The organism is Enterococcus sp. LJL120, from assembly GCF_054871765.1.
Window position 1 is genome coordinate 1 of sequence record NZ_JBTXLV010000007.1, and the last position, 14798, is coordinate 14798.

Genomic DNA, 14798 nt, shown 5'->3' on the forward strand with positions numbered 1-14798 from the left:
GAAATTAGCCACCTGGCTAAGTTAAAGGCAGAAGGCCTTTATTTTTTTGCCCAAATTTGAATGAGTAAAACAAAAAATAGGCTTTTAGAAGAATTTTACTTCTAAAAGTCTATTTGTCTACAGTCTGTAACTGTTTTTCAGTTTTTTTATTTTTTTTAATAGAAGGTTTGCGGAAATCCTTGTTTTTAGGTACTATTCTTGAGAGAGGTGAGGGAATGGATAAAACGACAATTAGAAAACTTGGCATCCAGCGTCTGGACAAGCTGGCGCACCAGCCCCACAACAAACAAGCCAAAGAAGCGAGAATTTATCAAAAATTGTTTGACAGTGGCCAATGGCGTGGAGCAAAATCAATTGGTATCACCTTTTCGACAGCCGCTGAGCTGAATACTCTGCCGATTATTGAAGCGGCTATAAAAACTGGCAAGAAGGTCGCCTTACCGAAGACTTATCCGAAACGGCAGCTGCATTTTATCGAGATTTCTGAAAAAACGGAATACAAGCTAAGCAAATTTGGGATTAAAGAACCATTACATACGGATATTTTTTTGGATGAGCCGGACCTATTGATTGTCCCAGGTGTCGTCTTTAAACCATCAGGCTATCGAATTGGCTTTGGCGGCGGTTTTTATGATCGTTTTCTAATGAATTATCAAGGGCAGACAATCAGCTTGGTTTTTGCTGAACAGCTGTTTGATGATTGGCAGGCTGAGGCATTTGACTTGCCGGTTGACTTGCTGATTACAGATGAATAGAAAGAAGGAATGGGTTTGAATTATCAACAACAAATGCAGCTGAAGCGTTGGCTGAATAAACCATTTATAACATATGCTTTAGTGGCTATTGAAGTGCTAATCTTTGTGATTGGCTGGCTGCTACCGAGTTTGAATTTAGTTTACAGCGGCGGAATGAGCCGTTACGCAATTATCGAATTCCATCAATATTGGCGGTTTGTAACGCCGATGTTTTTACATTTTAATTTAGAACATATTGTCTTCAATATGATTGTGCTGTATTTTTTAGGCCGGCAAATTGAAATGCTATTTGGCCATGGCCGCTTTTTAGCTATCTTTTTCTTCAGTGGGCTCTTAGGCAATGTTTTTTCCTTTGCCTTTAACAATCCGAATGTTCTTTCAGCCGGAGTCTCCACCGCCAATATGGGACTTTTTGGCGCATTTTTAGTCTTTGGTTACCATTTTCGTAATAATCCGGCAGTGAGTGTCATGATGCGCAACTTTATTTTATTGGTTTTTCTCAATTTAATTTCCGGCTTGTTTATCAATGTGGATTTTTATGGTCACTTAGGAGGCTTGCTTGGAGGTGCGTTAACTGCGGCAATTATCGCCCTGCCGAAAAATCGTGGCAATTTTTCGGTGCATCTCAGAATTATCAGTGGTGTCATTTTTATCTTTTTATGCATAATCTGTGTTTTGGTAGCTTTAAAAAGTTCCGGTTTACTTGTATAATAGCTAAGGACGTGGCTTCTTATGAAAACTTTATATGATGTGCAGCAGTTATTTAAACAATTTGGTATTTATGTCTATGTCGGCAAGCGAATTTATGATATTGAATTGATGCAAATTGAATTGCAAAATTTGTATGAGGGCCGCTTGATTGAGCGGGAGGTTTATCTGACGGCTTGGCGCATTTTAAAAAGAGAGCACCGTATTGAAGAATCTAGACAAGAGGAGAATTTGTAATGACGAAAAAAATCATTGGGATTGATTTAGGCGGCACAACAGTAAAATTTGCTATTTTAAATGCGGCCGGCGATATCCAGCAAAAATGGAGTATCGACACAAATATTTTAGACGACGGCAGCCATATTGTGCCAGATATTGTCGAATCCATCAATCATCATCTCGGTTTATATGACATGCAGCCGCGGGATTTTGTTGGCATTGGCATGGGAACTCCCGGTAGTGTTGACCGACAGGCGGGGACTGTGATTGGCGCTTATAATTTAAACTGGACAACCTTGCAAAATGTGCGCCAACAAATCGAAGTGGGAACCGGCATTCGTTTTGCGATTGATAACGATGCCAACGTGGCAGCCTTAGGCGAACGCTGGAAGGGCGCTGGTGAAAATAATCCTGATGTCATCTTCATTACCTTAGGGACTGGTGTCGGCGGCGGCATTATCGCCGAAGGGAAATTATTACACGGTGTTGCTGGCTGTGCCGGCGAAATTGGTCATGTAACAGTTGATCCGAACGGCTTTGAATGTACCTGCGGCAAGAGAGGCTGCTTGGAAACAGTCTCCAGTGCAACGGGCGTTGTGCGGGTTGCCCGCCAACTAGCCGAAGAATATGCTGGAGATTCTCAACTGAAAGCGAATTTGGATGATGGTCAAGCCGTTACTAGTAAAGATGTTTTTGAAGCGGCTCAAAGTGATGATCCCTTTGCCTTAATGGTTGTCGATCGCGTTTGTTTCTTTTTAGGCTTAGCCTGCGGCAATTTAGGAAATACATTGAACCCAGCGAGTATTGTTTTAGGCGGCGGCGTCTCAGCTGCCGGTGAATTTTTACGAGTTCGGGTGGAAAACTACTTTAAAGAATTTACTTTCCCGCAAGTCAGAGAGAGCACTCAAATTAAATTAGCCCAATTGGGTAATGATGCAGGCGTTATCGGTGCCGCTTCATTAGCTTTAGATTTTGATCAGGATTAGAAGGAGCGTTTTAAAATGAATTTATGGTATTTGAATTTTTTCCTCTTAGGACTTTTAGTTATTTGGGGAGCATATGAAGGCTATTTGCGTATAATGGCTAAACGGTCAGCCACCTGGTTAAATCAAGATGAATTTCGTGAGGGCTTGCGAAAGGCCCAAGTGATTGATGTCAGACAAAAAGATACGTTTGATGCGGGTCACATTTTAGGCGCTCGTAATTTACCTTACACAATGATTAAGGATAAAAGCTATCGCCAACAATACATCGATTCTTTAAGAAAAGATCAGCCAATCTATATTTACGATCAGCGAAAAGCTCTGAGCATCCGCATGGCCAATCAATTAAGAAAAGCTGGTTTTAAAAACTTATTCTTATTAAAAGAAGGCTATGATGGCTGGGAAGGCAAAGTTAAAAAGAAAAAAAATGTTTAGCAGTTGTCGTCTTTTTCAAGAGGAAGGATTCGTCAAGTTTTTAAGTTGAAGTTCAACTTTGTCAGAATAAAAAATTTCGACATATTTCAAAGAGAACCAGCCTAAAAAAACAGGCTGGTTCTCTTTATCTGATTTTAGTATAATGGAAGTTGCATTTATTTTTCGATGAGGATTGCCCGCACCGGACATTTTCGGTAGGCTTCTAAAAGGGCCGGTCTAGCTGCCTCAGCGATGAATTGCTGCTGGGCCTCGGGCTCTTGTTTAAAAAGCACAATGCCATCATCATCATAATCAAAAATTTCCGGTGCGACGATTTGACAAAGTCCGCAGGCGATACATTTTTCAGGTACAATCAGACACTTCACAGATTTTCCAACCTTTCAAGGGGTGTATTATGGCTAAAACTATTTTACTCTTGTTTCAAGCTGGGAACAAGCTTAAGGAAACGACATTGTTTCATTTGTTAAAAGGGAAAGGCTCGACTTCAGTCCTGCTCTTTGGTTTTTTTCAACACAATCTCAACTTCTTAGGCCTCTATCCAAAACTTTCCCAAGAGGAATATCAGCAGCAGCTTTCACAGCTGCTTGAAAAAAAATATCTCATTCGTAGTGGCGAATATTTGGAGTTAACGGCATTAGGAAAAGCCGTTTTAGCGGAGCTCTTGGCCCAGTACCCACTGGAACACTTTAATAGTTATCGTTATGGCCGGTCAGAGGAGGAAATGTGGCGCAGTGTTAAACTAGCGGTGCAGGTAGTTTCTCAGCTGAGCTTCCACAATAATCAATATGTTCCGATTGAAAATAATCCGCTGTTAATCAACCAGCAGAAAAAGTGGTTAAAAAAAGTTTCCAAAGAAACCTTAATCAAACAGCTGCCACAAGAATTAACAGAAATTTTTGTGCAGATGCCCCAAGAAACGGCTGATTTTCTAGCTCGCCAATTCAGTGGGTATCAGCTGTTAGGCTCGCTCACTTTTCAATTATCAGGGCAAGCCAATGACCCACTGGCTGCTTTAAGCGCTCGCAGTCAGCTTCATTATTTTTTTGACTTGATTGAAAAAAATCAGCCGCCACTTTTAAGTGATTTACTGGCGCCCTATAGTTTACAAAATCTCAATCAAAGCATGCAGCAGACCAAATTTCTAGCACAACAGGGGCAGAAACCTGCTGAAATTGCCGCTAAGCGCCACTTAAAAATCGGCACGATCAATGATCATTTGATTGAATGGGCTATTCAAGATCAGCATTTTCCGACGGCAGCCTTTGTACCAGCCGCTGTAAAGGCGGAATTAGCGAAGCTTTCTTGGCCGCCTGACACTTGGAATTATAAAGAACTTGCTGGCAGTAGTTCGTTGGATTATTTAGCTTTTCGCCTGTGTCAAATTGATTTTTTCAAAAAGAAGGGGTAGGACAGTGGGGCAATCACTAGAAAATATTTTACAGGAAAAATTTCAGCTGCAGCAATTTCGCCCGGGGCAAAAGGAACTAATTACAGCCTTATTAGAGGGCAAAAATGCTCTAGGAATTTTGCCAACTGGTAGCGGCAAGTCTCTATGTTATCAATTTAGCGGCTATCTGTTAGCTGGGAGCACCATTATTATTTCCCCATTAATTTCTTTGATGGAAGACCAAGTGTTACAGTTGCAAAAGCAAGGGGAAAAGGCGGTCATCGCCTTAAACAGCTCCAACAGCTTTGCTGAAAAAAAGTGGCTCTTAGAACACCTAGAGCAATTTCGTTTTATTTTTATGAGTCCAGAAATGTTTTTGCAGCCCCAGGTTTTGCAAAAGGTGCAGCAACTGACTATTGCCCAACTGGTGATAGATGAAATCCACTGTGTCTCTTTGTGGGGCAATGATTTTCGGCCAGAGTATCGTCAATTGGCGAAGGTCCTGCAGCAATTAGAGAATCCTTTACTATTGGGTTTGACGGCCACGGCGACACCTAAGGTTATCGCCGATATTCAGAATTTATTTTTTTATGATGATTTTTATTTTTATCAAGGGTCAGTCGAGCGGGATAATATTGCCTTGTTTGTAGAGAAAACGGAAGGTAAGTCTGCTGCCTTAAAAAAACTTGTACATAAAGTAGCCGCTCCCGGCATTATTTATTGCGGGACCCGTAAAATGGTGGAGGAAATTTATCAAGAGTTTAAGCTAAATTTGAGAATCGGTTATTATCATGGAGGCCTGGCTAGTAATGAGCGTAGGCAATTGCAACAGCAATTCACCGAAGGGCAGCTGGATTGGCTAGTAGCCACTAACGCTTTTGGAATGGGTATTAACAAAGCCGATATCCGCAGCATCATTCATTATGATTTGTCCGACAGTCAGGAAAATTATGTCCAAGAGATTGGGCGGGCTGGTCGTGATGGGCAGGCCAGCCAAGCGATTTTGCTGTATCAAACTGGTGATGAAAGTCTGCATTATTATTTTCAAAAACAGCGGCAAGAGGAACGACGAGTCTTCCAATTTTTAATCCAGCAACCAAATGTTGACGAAAATAATTTTTCTGAACTGCAACGCAAGTGGTATGCTGAAAGTCAGATGGAACAATCAGAGGCGATTATCCAGCGCTTGACCCAGCATGAATCTGATAAATTTTTACAGCTCAATCACATGCTGGACTACATTCAAGCAAGCGGCTGCCGCAGAGCAAAAATGCTGGACTATTTCGCTGAAAGCATGAAGGAAATTCCCAGAAATTGTTGTGATTTTCATCAGGCTCAGATGCTGGAAAAGTCAACGGAAATTTCTACAGTTGAAAAAACTTTGCTTAGCTGGCAGGAGGTTTTGCTAAAATTATTTAAAGAATAAATTAATCTGAAAATCTAAAGGACAGAGATTTGCGGGATATGCTATAATAACGAACGACAGTGTGAGGGCTCGCTAAAATTAAGAGTCTGCTGCAAGCAATTTTAGCAATTGTGATTTTTTAAAAATGAATATTCATTTAATATAGAGAGAAATCCTTAACGATAACTGGGAGGTAAAAGAAACTTGAGCAAGAAAGACAAACAAGGCGGCAAAGGCAAAAGTGAAAATTCTGAAAAAAAACCATGGGAACAACCCATCTATGATACCGATTATGAAGTGACCGGCTCCCGTAGCCAACATCGTAAAAAGAAAACCGGCAACGTGCTTTTTGTAAAATTATTATTGACCATGTTGGCGTTGATGGCCGTGATTATTATCGGCTGGCTGTTATTTCTGCGCTACGATAGCAGCAATTCAGCGACACCTGCTACCTCTGAAACTTCAACCAGCAGTTCTCAAGTGACAAGTGATACTACTACTTCATCAGAAGAGACAGCGGCAACTGAATCTAGTGAAGACACTACAATGACGACTGATTCTGAAAGTGATACTACTGATAACAACGCCACCGACAGTGACGCCGTTTACGCCACAGTTCAAGCGGGTGATGGACTATATACTTTCGCTCAACGGAATGGTGTTTCTTTAGAGACTGTTTATGAGTTAAATAACTTAAATGCAAATTCCGTAATCATGCCCGGTGAAGAATTGCGGATTTCCTAAGGGGTTAGGTGCACAATCAATCATTTGAAGAGGAGGCTGTGACATTAGTTAGAACAGAGCCGAACTTTATGCACGGTATCTAGTGAAAACCACTAAATATTGTTAATTTGCAATTCGGACCTACTGGACCGCAGGAGCAAATAAAATATAGTTCGGGATTTCATCTGTTAAAAGGACTAGTGTCACAGGCTCATCTTTTTTGTTTTAGTTTAAAAGAGGAGTCGAATCATGAAAAAATTCAATATCGCAATCGATGGCCCCGCGTCATCTGGCAAAAGTACCGTCGCAAAAATTTTGGCTAAAAAATTAGGCTTTATTTATATTGATACAGGGGCCATGTATCGCAGTGTTACATATTTAGCTTTAAAGCATCAAGTCGCTTTAAATAACCAAGCGGGCTTGGTGAAATTAATTGAAGAGTTTCCGATTCGTTTTAAACAAGGAGAGCATGGTCAACTGGTTTTCATTGAAGAACAGGACTGTACCTTGGCAATCCGACAGCCGGAGGTCACCAATGCCGTCTCAGAAGTTTCTGCCCAAGCCTTGGTTCGGGAAAAATTAGTTTTTCAGCAACAGGAAATAGCTGAAGATGGCGGAGTTGTGATGGATGGGCGCGATATCGGCACACAAGTCTTGCCACGAGCAGAAGTCAAAATTTTTCTGGTTGCCAGCGTGACAGAGCGGGCTGAAAGACGTTATAAAGAAAATATTGAAAATGGGATTGAGACACCATTTGATATCCTAAAAACCGAAATTGAAAAACGCGATTTTTTAGATTCTACTAGAGAAGTTTCGCCATTAAAACAAGCAGAAGATGCGGTATTGTTGGACACAACAGGCTTGACGATTCCTCAAGTGGTAGAAAAAATTGAGGAAATAGTTACAGATAAGGGCTTTTAATAGCAAAAAGCAGCCGCAAAAATTACAAAGTTAAGAAATTTTCAGAAATCGCTTTATTTTTTGACAAATATCAATTAAACTAGTAATAGAGTGTTATTTTGGACATCTGTTGGTTAGGAGGATCAATGTCATGACAGAATTTGATGAAAAGCAAGATTTAGGCAATGAAACGATGGAGGATGCTTTAAGTAGTTTCCACGAAGTAAAGGTCGGCGATATTGTTAAGGGTGAAGTTTTAGCAATCGAAGACAAACAAATTATCGTTGGGATAGAAGGTGCCGGGGTAGAAGGCGTGGTCCCAGCAAAAGAACTATCGACATTACCTGTGGATGACATCAATGAACTTGCAAAAGTTGGCGATGTTATGGAATTGGTGGTAATTGCCCCAATTGGTAAAGACAAAGAGAACGGAAACTATTTGTTGTCTAAACGTCGCATTGATGCGAAAAAAGTTTGGGAACAAATTGAAGAAGATTTCAAAGCAGGTAAGATTCTAGAAGCACCTGTTACCAATATTGTTAAAGGTGGTCTAGTGGTTGATGTCGGCGTACGCGGGTTCGTACCAGCATCAATGGTTGAAGATCATTTCATCGAAGATTTCTCAGACTACAAAGGACAAACGTTGACTTTGAAGATTGTCGAAATCGAACCTTCAGAAAATCGTTTGATTCTCTCCCATCGGGCAGTTGTCGAAGCCGAAAAAGAAGAGAAAAAACACGAAGTATTAGCAAATCTTGAAGTTGGCGCAACTGTTGAAGGAACAGTCGCTCGTTTAACTGACTTTGGAGCCTTCGTTGATTTAGGTGGCATTGATGGCTTGGTTCACGTATCCGAAATTGCCCACAATCACGTAGACAAACCAAGTGATGTTTTATCTGTCGGTGATAAAGTCAACGTGAAAATTTTGGCGATTAATCCTGATGAAGAAAGAGTTTCTCTTTCTATTAAAGACACCTTGCCTGGACCTTGGTCAGATATTGAAGAAAAAGCTGCAGCCGGTAGCGTGCTAGACGGTGTGGTAAAACGTCTGACAAGCTTTGGCGCCTTTGTGGAAGTGTTCCCTGGTGTAGAAGGTTTAGTGCATATTTCACAAATTTCCCATAAACATATTGCGACACCTCATGAAGTGTTGCATGAAGGGGATGAAATTCAAGTGAAGGTCTTAGAAGTGAATCCAAACGAACATCGGATTGCTTTAAGCATTAAGGCTTTGGAAGAAAAACCAGAGGATTCAAAGGTGGAAGACCCAGAAGTTGAAAGCTATGAATTGCCAGAGGAAAATACTGGCTTTACCATGGGGGATATTTTAGGGGAAGCTTTAAAAAATCAAGATTCTGAAGATTAAAATGATTGCAGACCAGATGGCTTTCACAAGCTGTCTGGTTTTTTATTGGAAAAAAATGATTGCTGGAGCTGATTAAGCGCAGTCAAACGGAATTATTCTTGCAACTTAACAAAAGATTCGTTAAACTAGTTGAGATTGTAAAGCAATTGTGAAATGACGGAGGTTGTGACATAAGTAAAAAAGTCGCTGTACTGAAAAGCTTATGAAAGTTTTTTTCGATGTTTACTGGTTGTTAAAGAAATTTATTCAGCAATGCCAAGTAATATCAGCGGAAAGTTTTTTTAAAAGTTACAACATCTTAGAGGAGAGTATATATGTCAAATCCAACTATCGCCATTGTAGGGCGGCCGAATGTCGGAAAATCTACAATTTTTAACCGGATTGCCGGAGAACGAATTTCAATCGTTGAAGATACACCAGGGGTAACCAGAGACCGAATTTATGCGACGGGAGAATGGCTGGGCCGTGAGTTCAGCATTATTGATACTGGAGGAATCGATCTTGGAGATGAACCCTTCATGGATCAGATTAAGCATCAAGCAGAAATTGCGATTGATGAAGCCGATGTGATTATTTTCGTTGTCAGTGGGCGTGAAGGCATTACCGATGCCGACGAATCTGTCGCGAAAATTTTATATCGCAGCAATAAACCGGTGATTCTTGGCGTCAATAAAGTGGATAATCCTGAAATGCGCAGTGAAGTCTATGAATTTTATTCTTTAGGATTAGGCGAGCCGTTACCGATTTCTGGTAGCCACGGTCTCGGAATTGGTGACTTGTTAGATGAAGCTGTCAAACATTTTTCAACAGAAGCTGAGGTTGAAGAAGACGATGTCATTAAATTTAGTTTGATTGGCCGCCCAAACGTTGGAAAATCTTCTTTAATCAATGCAATTCTCGGTGAAGATCGCGTAATTGTTTCAGAAATTGAGGGGACTACCAGAGACGCCATCGACACCCGTTTTGTTTCAGAAACCGGCCAGAAATTTTTAATGATTGATACAGCTGGTATGCGCAAACGGGGTAAAGTGTATGAAAATACTGAAAAATACAGCGTTATGCGGGCCATGCGGGCGATTGATCGTTCAGATATTGTCTTGATGGTGCTAAATGCCCACGAAGGAATCCGCGAACAGGATAAACGGGTGGCAGGTTATGCCCATGAAGCGGGTCGCGGCATGGTAATTGTTGTCAATAAATGGGACCTCGTTGAAAAAGAAACCAACACTTTACGAGATTTTGAAAAAGAAATCCGCGAAGAATTTGCATATTTAGATTATGCGCCGATTATTTTTGTTTCTGCTGTAACTAAGCAGCGGCTAAATCAATTGCCGGCTTTAATTGAAGAAGTCAGCTATAATCAAAATCTGCGGGTACCATCAGCTGTCTTAAATGATATTATTATGGATGCTGTTGCCATCAATCCAACACCGACTGACAAGGGCAAACGCTTGAAGATTTTTTATGCGACACAAGTAGCTGTCAAACCACCAACTTTTGTAATTTTTGTCAATGAAGAAGAATTGATGCATTTTTCTTATTCCCGCTTTTTAGAAAATCAAATCCGCAAGGCCTTCGCCTTTGAGGGGACACCGATTAAAATCATCCCTCGCCGCAGAAAATAGGCATTTTAACACAGTTGGTTATTTTTGTAAAAGAATAATAGCGATTTTCGGCGATTTTATTTATTTGGACAAAAAGCTGTCTAAAAACGATGAAAAATCTGTCTAAACCCTTGCTATAAAAGGGTTCTTATGATATCGTTTAGAAAGAATATTGAACCAAATCAATATTTGTAGTTCACTTTTTTGGACCACTCAAAAAAACGAACTAAAGATGTTTAACATCAAATTTTATTGTCGAGGAGGTGAAACTATCCATGGCAAACAAAGCAGAATTAATCGAAAAAGTTGCAGCAGCTACTGAATTAACAAAAAAAGACGCAACTGCAGCAGTAGATGCAGTCTTCGCAACTATTCAAGATGCTTTAGCTAACGGTGAAAAAGTTCAATTGATCGGTTTTGGTAACTTCGAAGTGCGCGAACGTGCTGCACGTAAAGGACGTAACCCTCAAACTGGTGAAGAAATCGAAATTCCAGCTAGCAAAGTACCTGCATTCAAACCAGGTAAAGCACTTAAAGATGCAGTTAAATAAGACTGACACTTTGAACCCTTGTTAATCAAGGGTTTTTTTGTTGGCTGGAATTTCTTTCTCAGACACTCAAATAAAAGAACTGTAGAATTGATTGAAAAGTTTTATTTGATTTTTCTAGTTTCAAAAATTCATTAATTTACTAGGAGCATAAAGCAAATAAACAACAGTCCCGCTAAAAAAATGACGCTGCCCAAACGCAGAAGTAGACGGTCCAATTTTACTTCGGGGACAAAAAGTTTTAATAGCTGGTAAATCAATAAACCGATTAAGCCGCCCAAAGTGTTGACCAGTACATCTGTAATATCACTTGCGCCAATTCCCAATACATATTGCGCTGTTTCTAAAAGTAAACTGAAACTAAAGATATAAAGCAATTTTTTTATTAGCGAACTCCGCTTGTCATAAAGACTCAATAGGCCGCCGAAGGGCACAAAAATCAATGTATTGTAAATAATTTCCTGCAGATAAATTTTGCCATTCACGATGACGGATTCGCCAAAAGGAATTAGATTGAGGCTGCGGCTTGGATGCTCTAAAAAAAATTGGACAGTATTGACAGAGGTGGCGACCTTAAATAAGATAATCCAAACAACCACTACTAAATAGCAAAGTAAAAGAATGCCAGCTGCTTTATTTTTTTTCATAGTTCTACTCCTTAAAATTTAGTGTACTACTTATAATAGTACACTCGAAGGCGATTTTTTTCATAGGCCCTCAGACTGATTTACGCAATTTTTTTAGTTTTTGAAATTGCGACTCTACAAGGTCAGTTTACCTTAATAGAAATAACAGTCTGACAAGAAAATCATTTGTTTATTTCTTCAATATTAATAGGTTCACAGCATCAGCTATGATAAAATATAAGTAAGCGGGAGGTGGAATCAATGGAATTAAGTTTCAAAAAAGCTGGCAAAGAAAGTCAGTTAATTTACGGTGAAACTTTAGCTGCCAGTTTAGCTGATTTAGATTATGCCAACAAGCATGTATTGATTATCACCAACCAACGCTATTACGATTTATTTTCGATGAAAATGACGCAATTATTAGCAGCGGCTGATGACATTGATTGGTACATTTGTCCCAACCACCGCAACTGCAATTCGTTAAAAGAATTAACCAGTTTATTAGAATTTGTCGGGCGTTTTAAGCGCCAAGACTTTTTATTTATCGCTTTTGGAAATGAAGGCGTTGTCGAGTTGACTAATTATCTACAAAAAAATACCTTATTAGATAGCCAGTTTTGGCTCTTGCCAATTTCATTACGTTCGTTGGCAAAAGGCCTGTTAGGCAGCGGGCAAATTCTCGATTCCAAACAGCAACCAATTTTACAAAGTCAAAATCTGCCGGAATTGGTTTTTTTCGATCAGACATTAACTCAGGAGCAAACTGCCGGTAAGCTTTTGGACTTATTAGTTTTTATCAAGTGCGGACTTCTTGTCGATCGGAATTTTTTAAAGGAATTATTTTTTAATTATCCCCAAGAAAAAAGTGTCTTAAGCAAGCCATTGTCTGGGATGCTGGTGAATCTAGTTGCTTATTACGAAAAAAATGGCGCTGCCCTAGACGAGTATGGTCAAGTATTTAAACGAGCCTTTTATATGGTCGAAGCCGGTCAGCTATTATCGGATAGCATGAAGGAATTTTTGGGAATTTTATTTCATTTATTATGGAATATCAATCAAAAGCAGCTGAATTTTAATTATCTAAATTTCCTGCAATGGCTAAAAAGATTGGATTATCCATTAGAATTGCCGGCTAATTTTTTAATTGGTGACTATGCGGCGGCTGTTTTAAAAGTCTTAGAAAAAAGCGAATCACTGTTAACTTTAGCAAAAATCGGTACAATAGAAGGAAGAGAAATTCCCAGTAGCCAGGAGTTAATTACGATGTTAGAAGATTACCAAGGCTATTTACAAGAGTAGGAGCGTATTATGACAGACAGCGAAAAAGTAATTCAAGCCATTGAAAATGAGGATTTAGTCTTAGCCCAAGAGCATTTGCAGGCGGCTTTAAAGCACGATGAGGCCGATTTATTGGCGGCCTTAGGGGATGAATTGTTAACCCGTGGCTTTTTAGAAGAAGCTCAGCAAATTTTCACACAATTGGTGGAGAATTCCCCTGAGACCGGAGCCTTTTATATTCCTTTGGCAGAGATTGCGATTGACAATAATCAAGTGGAGGAAGCCTTTGAGTATTTAGAAAAAGTGACCACTGATGATGAAGCTTATCCGCAAAGTTTATTGGTGACCGCCGATTTATATCAGATGTTAGGAATTCCTGAGGTGAGCGAAGCGAAGCTCTTAGAAGTGCAGACTTATTTGCCAGAGGAACCTTTAATTGATTTTGCTTTAGGTGAATTGTATTTTTCTAACGACCAATTTGGTGAAGCAATTGCCCGCTATCAAAAATTAGTTCATCAAGGAGTTTCAGAAATCAGTGGTGTTTTAATGGATGAACGGATTGGGACGGCCTTAGGGATGGCCGGCGAATTTGAAGAAGCGATTCCTTATCTAGAAGCTGCGGTGGCGGTGGAAGCCACTGATGACCGACTATTTCAATTGGCATTTACTTATTTGCAGATTAAAGAAAATCAAAAGGCGATTCATTATTTACAACAATTAAGAGAAACTAATCCCCAGTATCAATCCCTGTATTTATTTTTAGCGGAGGCTTTACAGGAGGAGGAATTGTTGGAAGAAGCGCAGAATGTGATTGAAGAAGGCCTCAGGGAAAATCCTTTTCAAGTGGATCTCTATCACTTCGCTTCGGAAAATGCCTTTCGTTTGCATGATGTAAAACGCTCAGAAGAATTATTGTTGCAGGCCTTGGAGCTAGGCGAAAAGCAAGAGGAAACTTTGTTGACCTTAAGTAATCTTTACTTGAGCGAGGAGCGCTATCAAGAGGTTGTCGACACAATTAATCGCATGGAAGAAACTGACAATCCATACGCCGAATGGAATTTGGCTAAGGCCTATGAACAATTGGAGGACTTTGATGTGGCGCGGGTCCATTACGAACAAGCCGCCCACGAATTAGAACACGAAGCAGAATTTTTAAAGGATTACGGAATTTTCCTACGGGATGAAGGCAATTTAACGCAGGCGAAGGCTTTATTGCAGCACTATCTCCACCATGAGCCGGGTGATTTGGAGGTTGCGTCAATTTTAGAGGATTTGGAGGGTGATCAGGATGCTTATTGAAGTAAAGGAAAAACAAAATTTTCTCAACTGGTTAGTAGCAAACGTCAGCTTTAAACAGCGGGAAACGATTTGGATATTAAATTATTTAGCCAATCATGAGGCGATTTTAGCCAATGTTCATTTTGTCGAGCAAGCGGAAAAAACGACCCGCGGCTTGCAAATTCGCGATGAATCCTTTGTGGGTTCAGCTATGACGCTGTTTATCAAAGATAAAGCTTTTTTTGACAGCGATCAAATTTTTCATGAGATTCGCTTAAACTGGAAAAATCCCTTGTATTTAGAATGTTTTTTTAGAGATGCTTGGAAAAATAGTTTGTATCTTTCTATTTTGGAGGACAATCCAGCAGCGCCTTGGAATGAACAAATCAGCTCAGAGGTCACCGAAGAAATTGAACGCTTCTTTCAACAGGAGGAATTGCGGCAAAAAATTGACTTATTGTATCATCAAGTCGACTTGGCCATCGAAAAAGGCGACCAAAATGGCTTCTTGGAATTATCAACTGAAATTAATCAGTTGAAGTTAAAACTGCGGGAGCCAGATGCTGAAAAATTACATTGATTG

At 40.0% G+C, this 14798-nt stretch carries 17 protein-coding genes; 15 read left to right on the forward strand and 2 right to left on the reverse strand.

Annotated elements, in window-relative coordinates; genetic code table 11:
• Positions 1–215: 215 nt before the first annotated feature.
• Genes ACYSNU_RS12170 through ACYSNU_RS12190 form a run of 5 tightly spaced genes read left to right on the forward strand, consistent with a single transcriptional unit; the run spans position 216 to position 3100 of the window.
• Positions 216–755: a 5-formyltetrahydrofolate cyclo-ligase gene (locus tag ACYSNU_RS12170; protein WP_461737492.1), complete on the forward strand. Its 540-nt coding sequence runs from the start codon at positions 216–218 to the stop codon at positions 753–755.
• A 15-nt stretch (positions 756–770) separates the two neighbouring features.
• Entirely contained in the window at positions 771–1466 is a 696-nt protein-coding gene (locus ACYSNU_RS12175; protein ID WP_461737493.1) for a rhomboid family intramembrane serine protease, read from the forward strand.
• Between the two features lie 21 nt (positions 1467–1487).
• Positions 1488–1700 (forward strand): YqgQ family protein, encoded by a 213-nt coding sequence (locus tag ACYSNU_RS12180; RefSeq protein WP_265456894.1) that lies wholly within the window; start codon positions 1488–1490, stop codon positions 1698–1700.
• Positions 1700–2668, forward strand: a complete 969-nt coding sequence (locus ACYSNU_RS12185; protein ID WP_461737494.1) for an ROK family glucokinase — start codon at positions 1700–1702, stop codon at positions 2666–2668. The genes ACYSNU_RS12180 and ACYSNU_RS12185 overlap by 1 nt, the downstream gene beginning before the upstream one ends.
• 15 nt (positions 2669–2683) lie before the next feature.
• Positions 2684–3100, forward strand: a complete 417-nt coding sequence (locus ACYSNU_RS12190) for a rhodanese-like domain-containing protein (RefSeq protein ID WP_461737495.1) — start codon at positions 2684–2686, stop codon at positions 3098–3100.
• Between the two features lie 155 nt (positions 3101–3255).
• Here ACYSNU_RS12190 and ACYSNU_RS12195 read toward each other — a convergent pair whose 3' ends face one another.
• Entirely contained in the window at positions 3256–3465 is a 210-nt protein-coding gene (locus ACYSNU_RS12195; protein ID WP_265456897.1) for a ferredoxin, read from the reverse strand.
• Between the two features lie 29 nt (positions 3466–3494).
• On the opposite strand from ACYSNU_RS12195, the gene ACYSNU_RS12200 reads away from it, so the two are divergent.
• From ACYSNU_RS12200 to ACYSNU_RS12230, 7 genes are all read left to right on the forward strand, one after another.
• Positions 3495–4508 (forward strand): helix-turn-helix domain-containing protein, encoded by a 1014-nt coding sequence (locus ACYSNU_RS12200; RefSeq protein ID WP_461737496.1) that lies wholly within the window; start codon positions 3495–3497, stop codon positions 4506–4508.
• 4 nt (positions 4509–4512) lie between these two features.
• Positions 4513–5913 (forward strand): RecQ family ATP-dependent DNA helicase, encoded by a 1401-nt coding sequence (locus ACYSNU_RS12205; protein WP_461737497.1) that lies wholly within the window; start codon positions 4513–4515, stop codon positions 5911–5913.
• A gap of 183 nt (positions 5914–6096) precedes the next feature.
• Entirely contained in the window at positions 6097–6636 is a 540-nt protein-coding gene (locus ACYSNU_RS12210; RefSeq protein WP_461737498.1) for an SAG1386/EF1546 family surface-associated protein, read from the forward strand.
• Between the two features lie 228 nt (positions 6637–6864).
• Positions 6865–7536 carry a (d)CMP kinase gene (cmk, locus tag ACYSNU_RS12215; protein WP_461737499.1) on the forward strand — a complete coding sequence of 224 codons (672 nt, stop codon included), beginning with the start codon at positions 6865–6867 and terminating at the stop codon, positions 7534–7536.
• A gap of 130 nt (positions 7537–7666) precedes the next feature.
• Positions 7667–8881 (forward strand): 30S ribosomal protein S1, encoded by a 1215-nt coding sequence (rpsA, locus tag ACYSNU_RS12220; protein ID WP_461737500.1) that lies wholly within the window; start codon positions 7667–7669, stop codon positions 8879–8881.
• 314 nt (positions 8882–9195) lie between these two features.
• On the forward strand, positions 9196–10506 hold the full coding sequence (der, locus tag ACYSNU_RS12225; RefSeq protein ID WP_461737501.1) for a ribosome biogenesis GTPase Der: 1311 nt from the start codon (positions 9196–9198) through the stop codon (positions 10504–10506).
• Positions 10507–10760: 254 nt separating this feature from the next.
• Positions 10761–11036 (forward strand): HU family DNA-binding protein, encoded by a 276-nt coding sequence (locus ACYSNU_RS12230; RefSeq protein WP_265456908.1) that lies wholly within the window; start codon positions 10761–10763, stop codon positions 11034–11036.
• 131 nt (positions 11037–11167) lie between these two features.
• Here the strand turns inward: ACYSNU_RS12230 and ACYSNU_RS12235 are convergent, their stop codons facing one another.
• A complete protein-coding gene (locus ACYSNU_RS12235; protein WP_461737502.1) occupies positions 11168–11680 on the reverse strand; it encodes a VanZ family protein in 513 nt (170 codons plus the stop codon).
• 240 nt (positions 11681–11920) lie between these two features.
• On the opposite strand from ACYSNU_RS12235, the gene ACYSNU_RS12240 reads away from it, so the two are divergent.
• The 3 genes from ACYSNU_RS12240 to ACYSNU_RS12250 are packed head-to-tail and all read left to right on the forward strand — an operon-like array spanning position 11921 to position 14795.
• Complete coding sequence (locus tag ACYSNU_RS12240; protein WP_461737503.1) at positions 11921–12958, forward strand: hypothetical protein; 1038 nt, start codon at positions 11921–11923, stop codon at positions 12956–12958.
• A 9-nt stretch (positions 12959–12967) separates the two neighbouring features.
• Entirely contained in the window at positions 12968–14236 is a 1269-nt protein-coding gene (locus ACYSNU_RS12245; protein WP_461737504.1) for a tetratricopeptide repeat protein, read from the forward strand.
• Positions 14226–14795: a YpiB family protein gene (locus ACYSNU_RS12250; RefSeq protein ID WP_265456915.1), complete on the forward strand. Its 570-nt coding sequence runs from the start codon at positions 14226–14228 to the stop codon at positions 14793–14795. The genes ACYSNU_RS12245 and ACYSNU_RS12250 overlap by 11 nt, the downstream gene beginning before the upstream one ends.
• Positions 14796–14798: the final 3 nt, after the last annotated feature.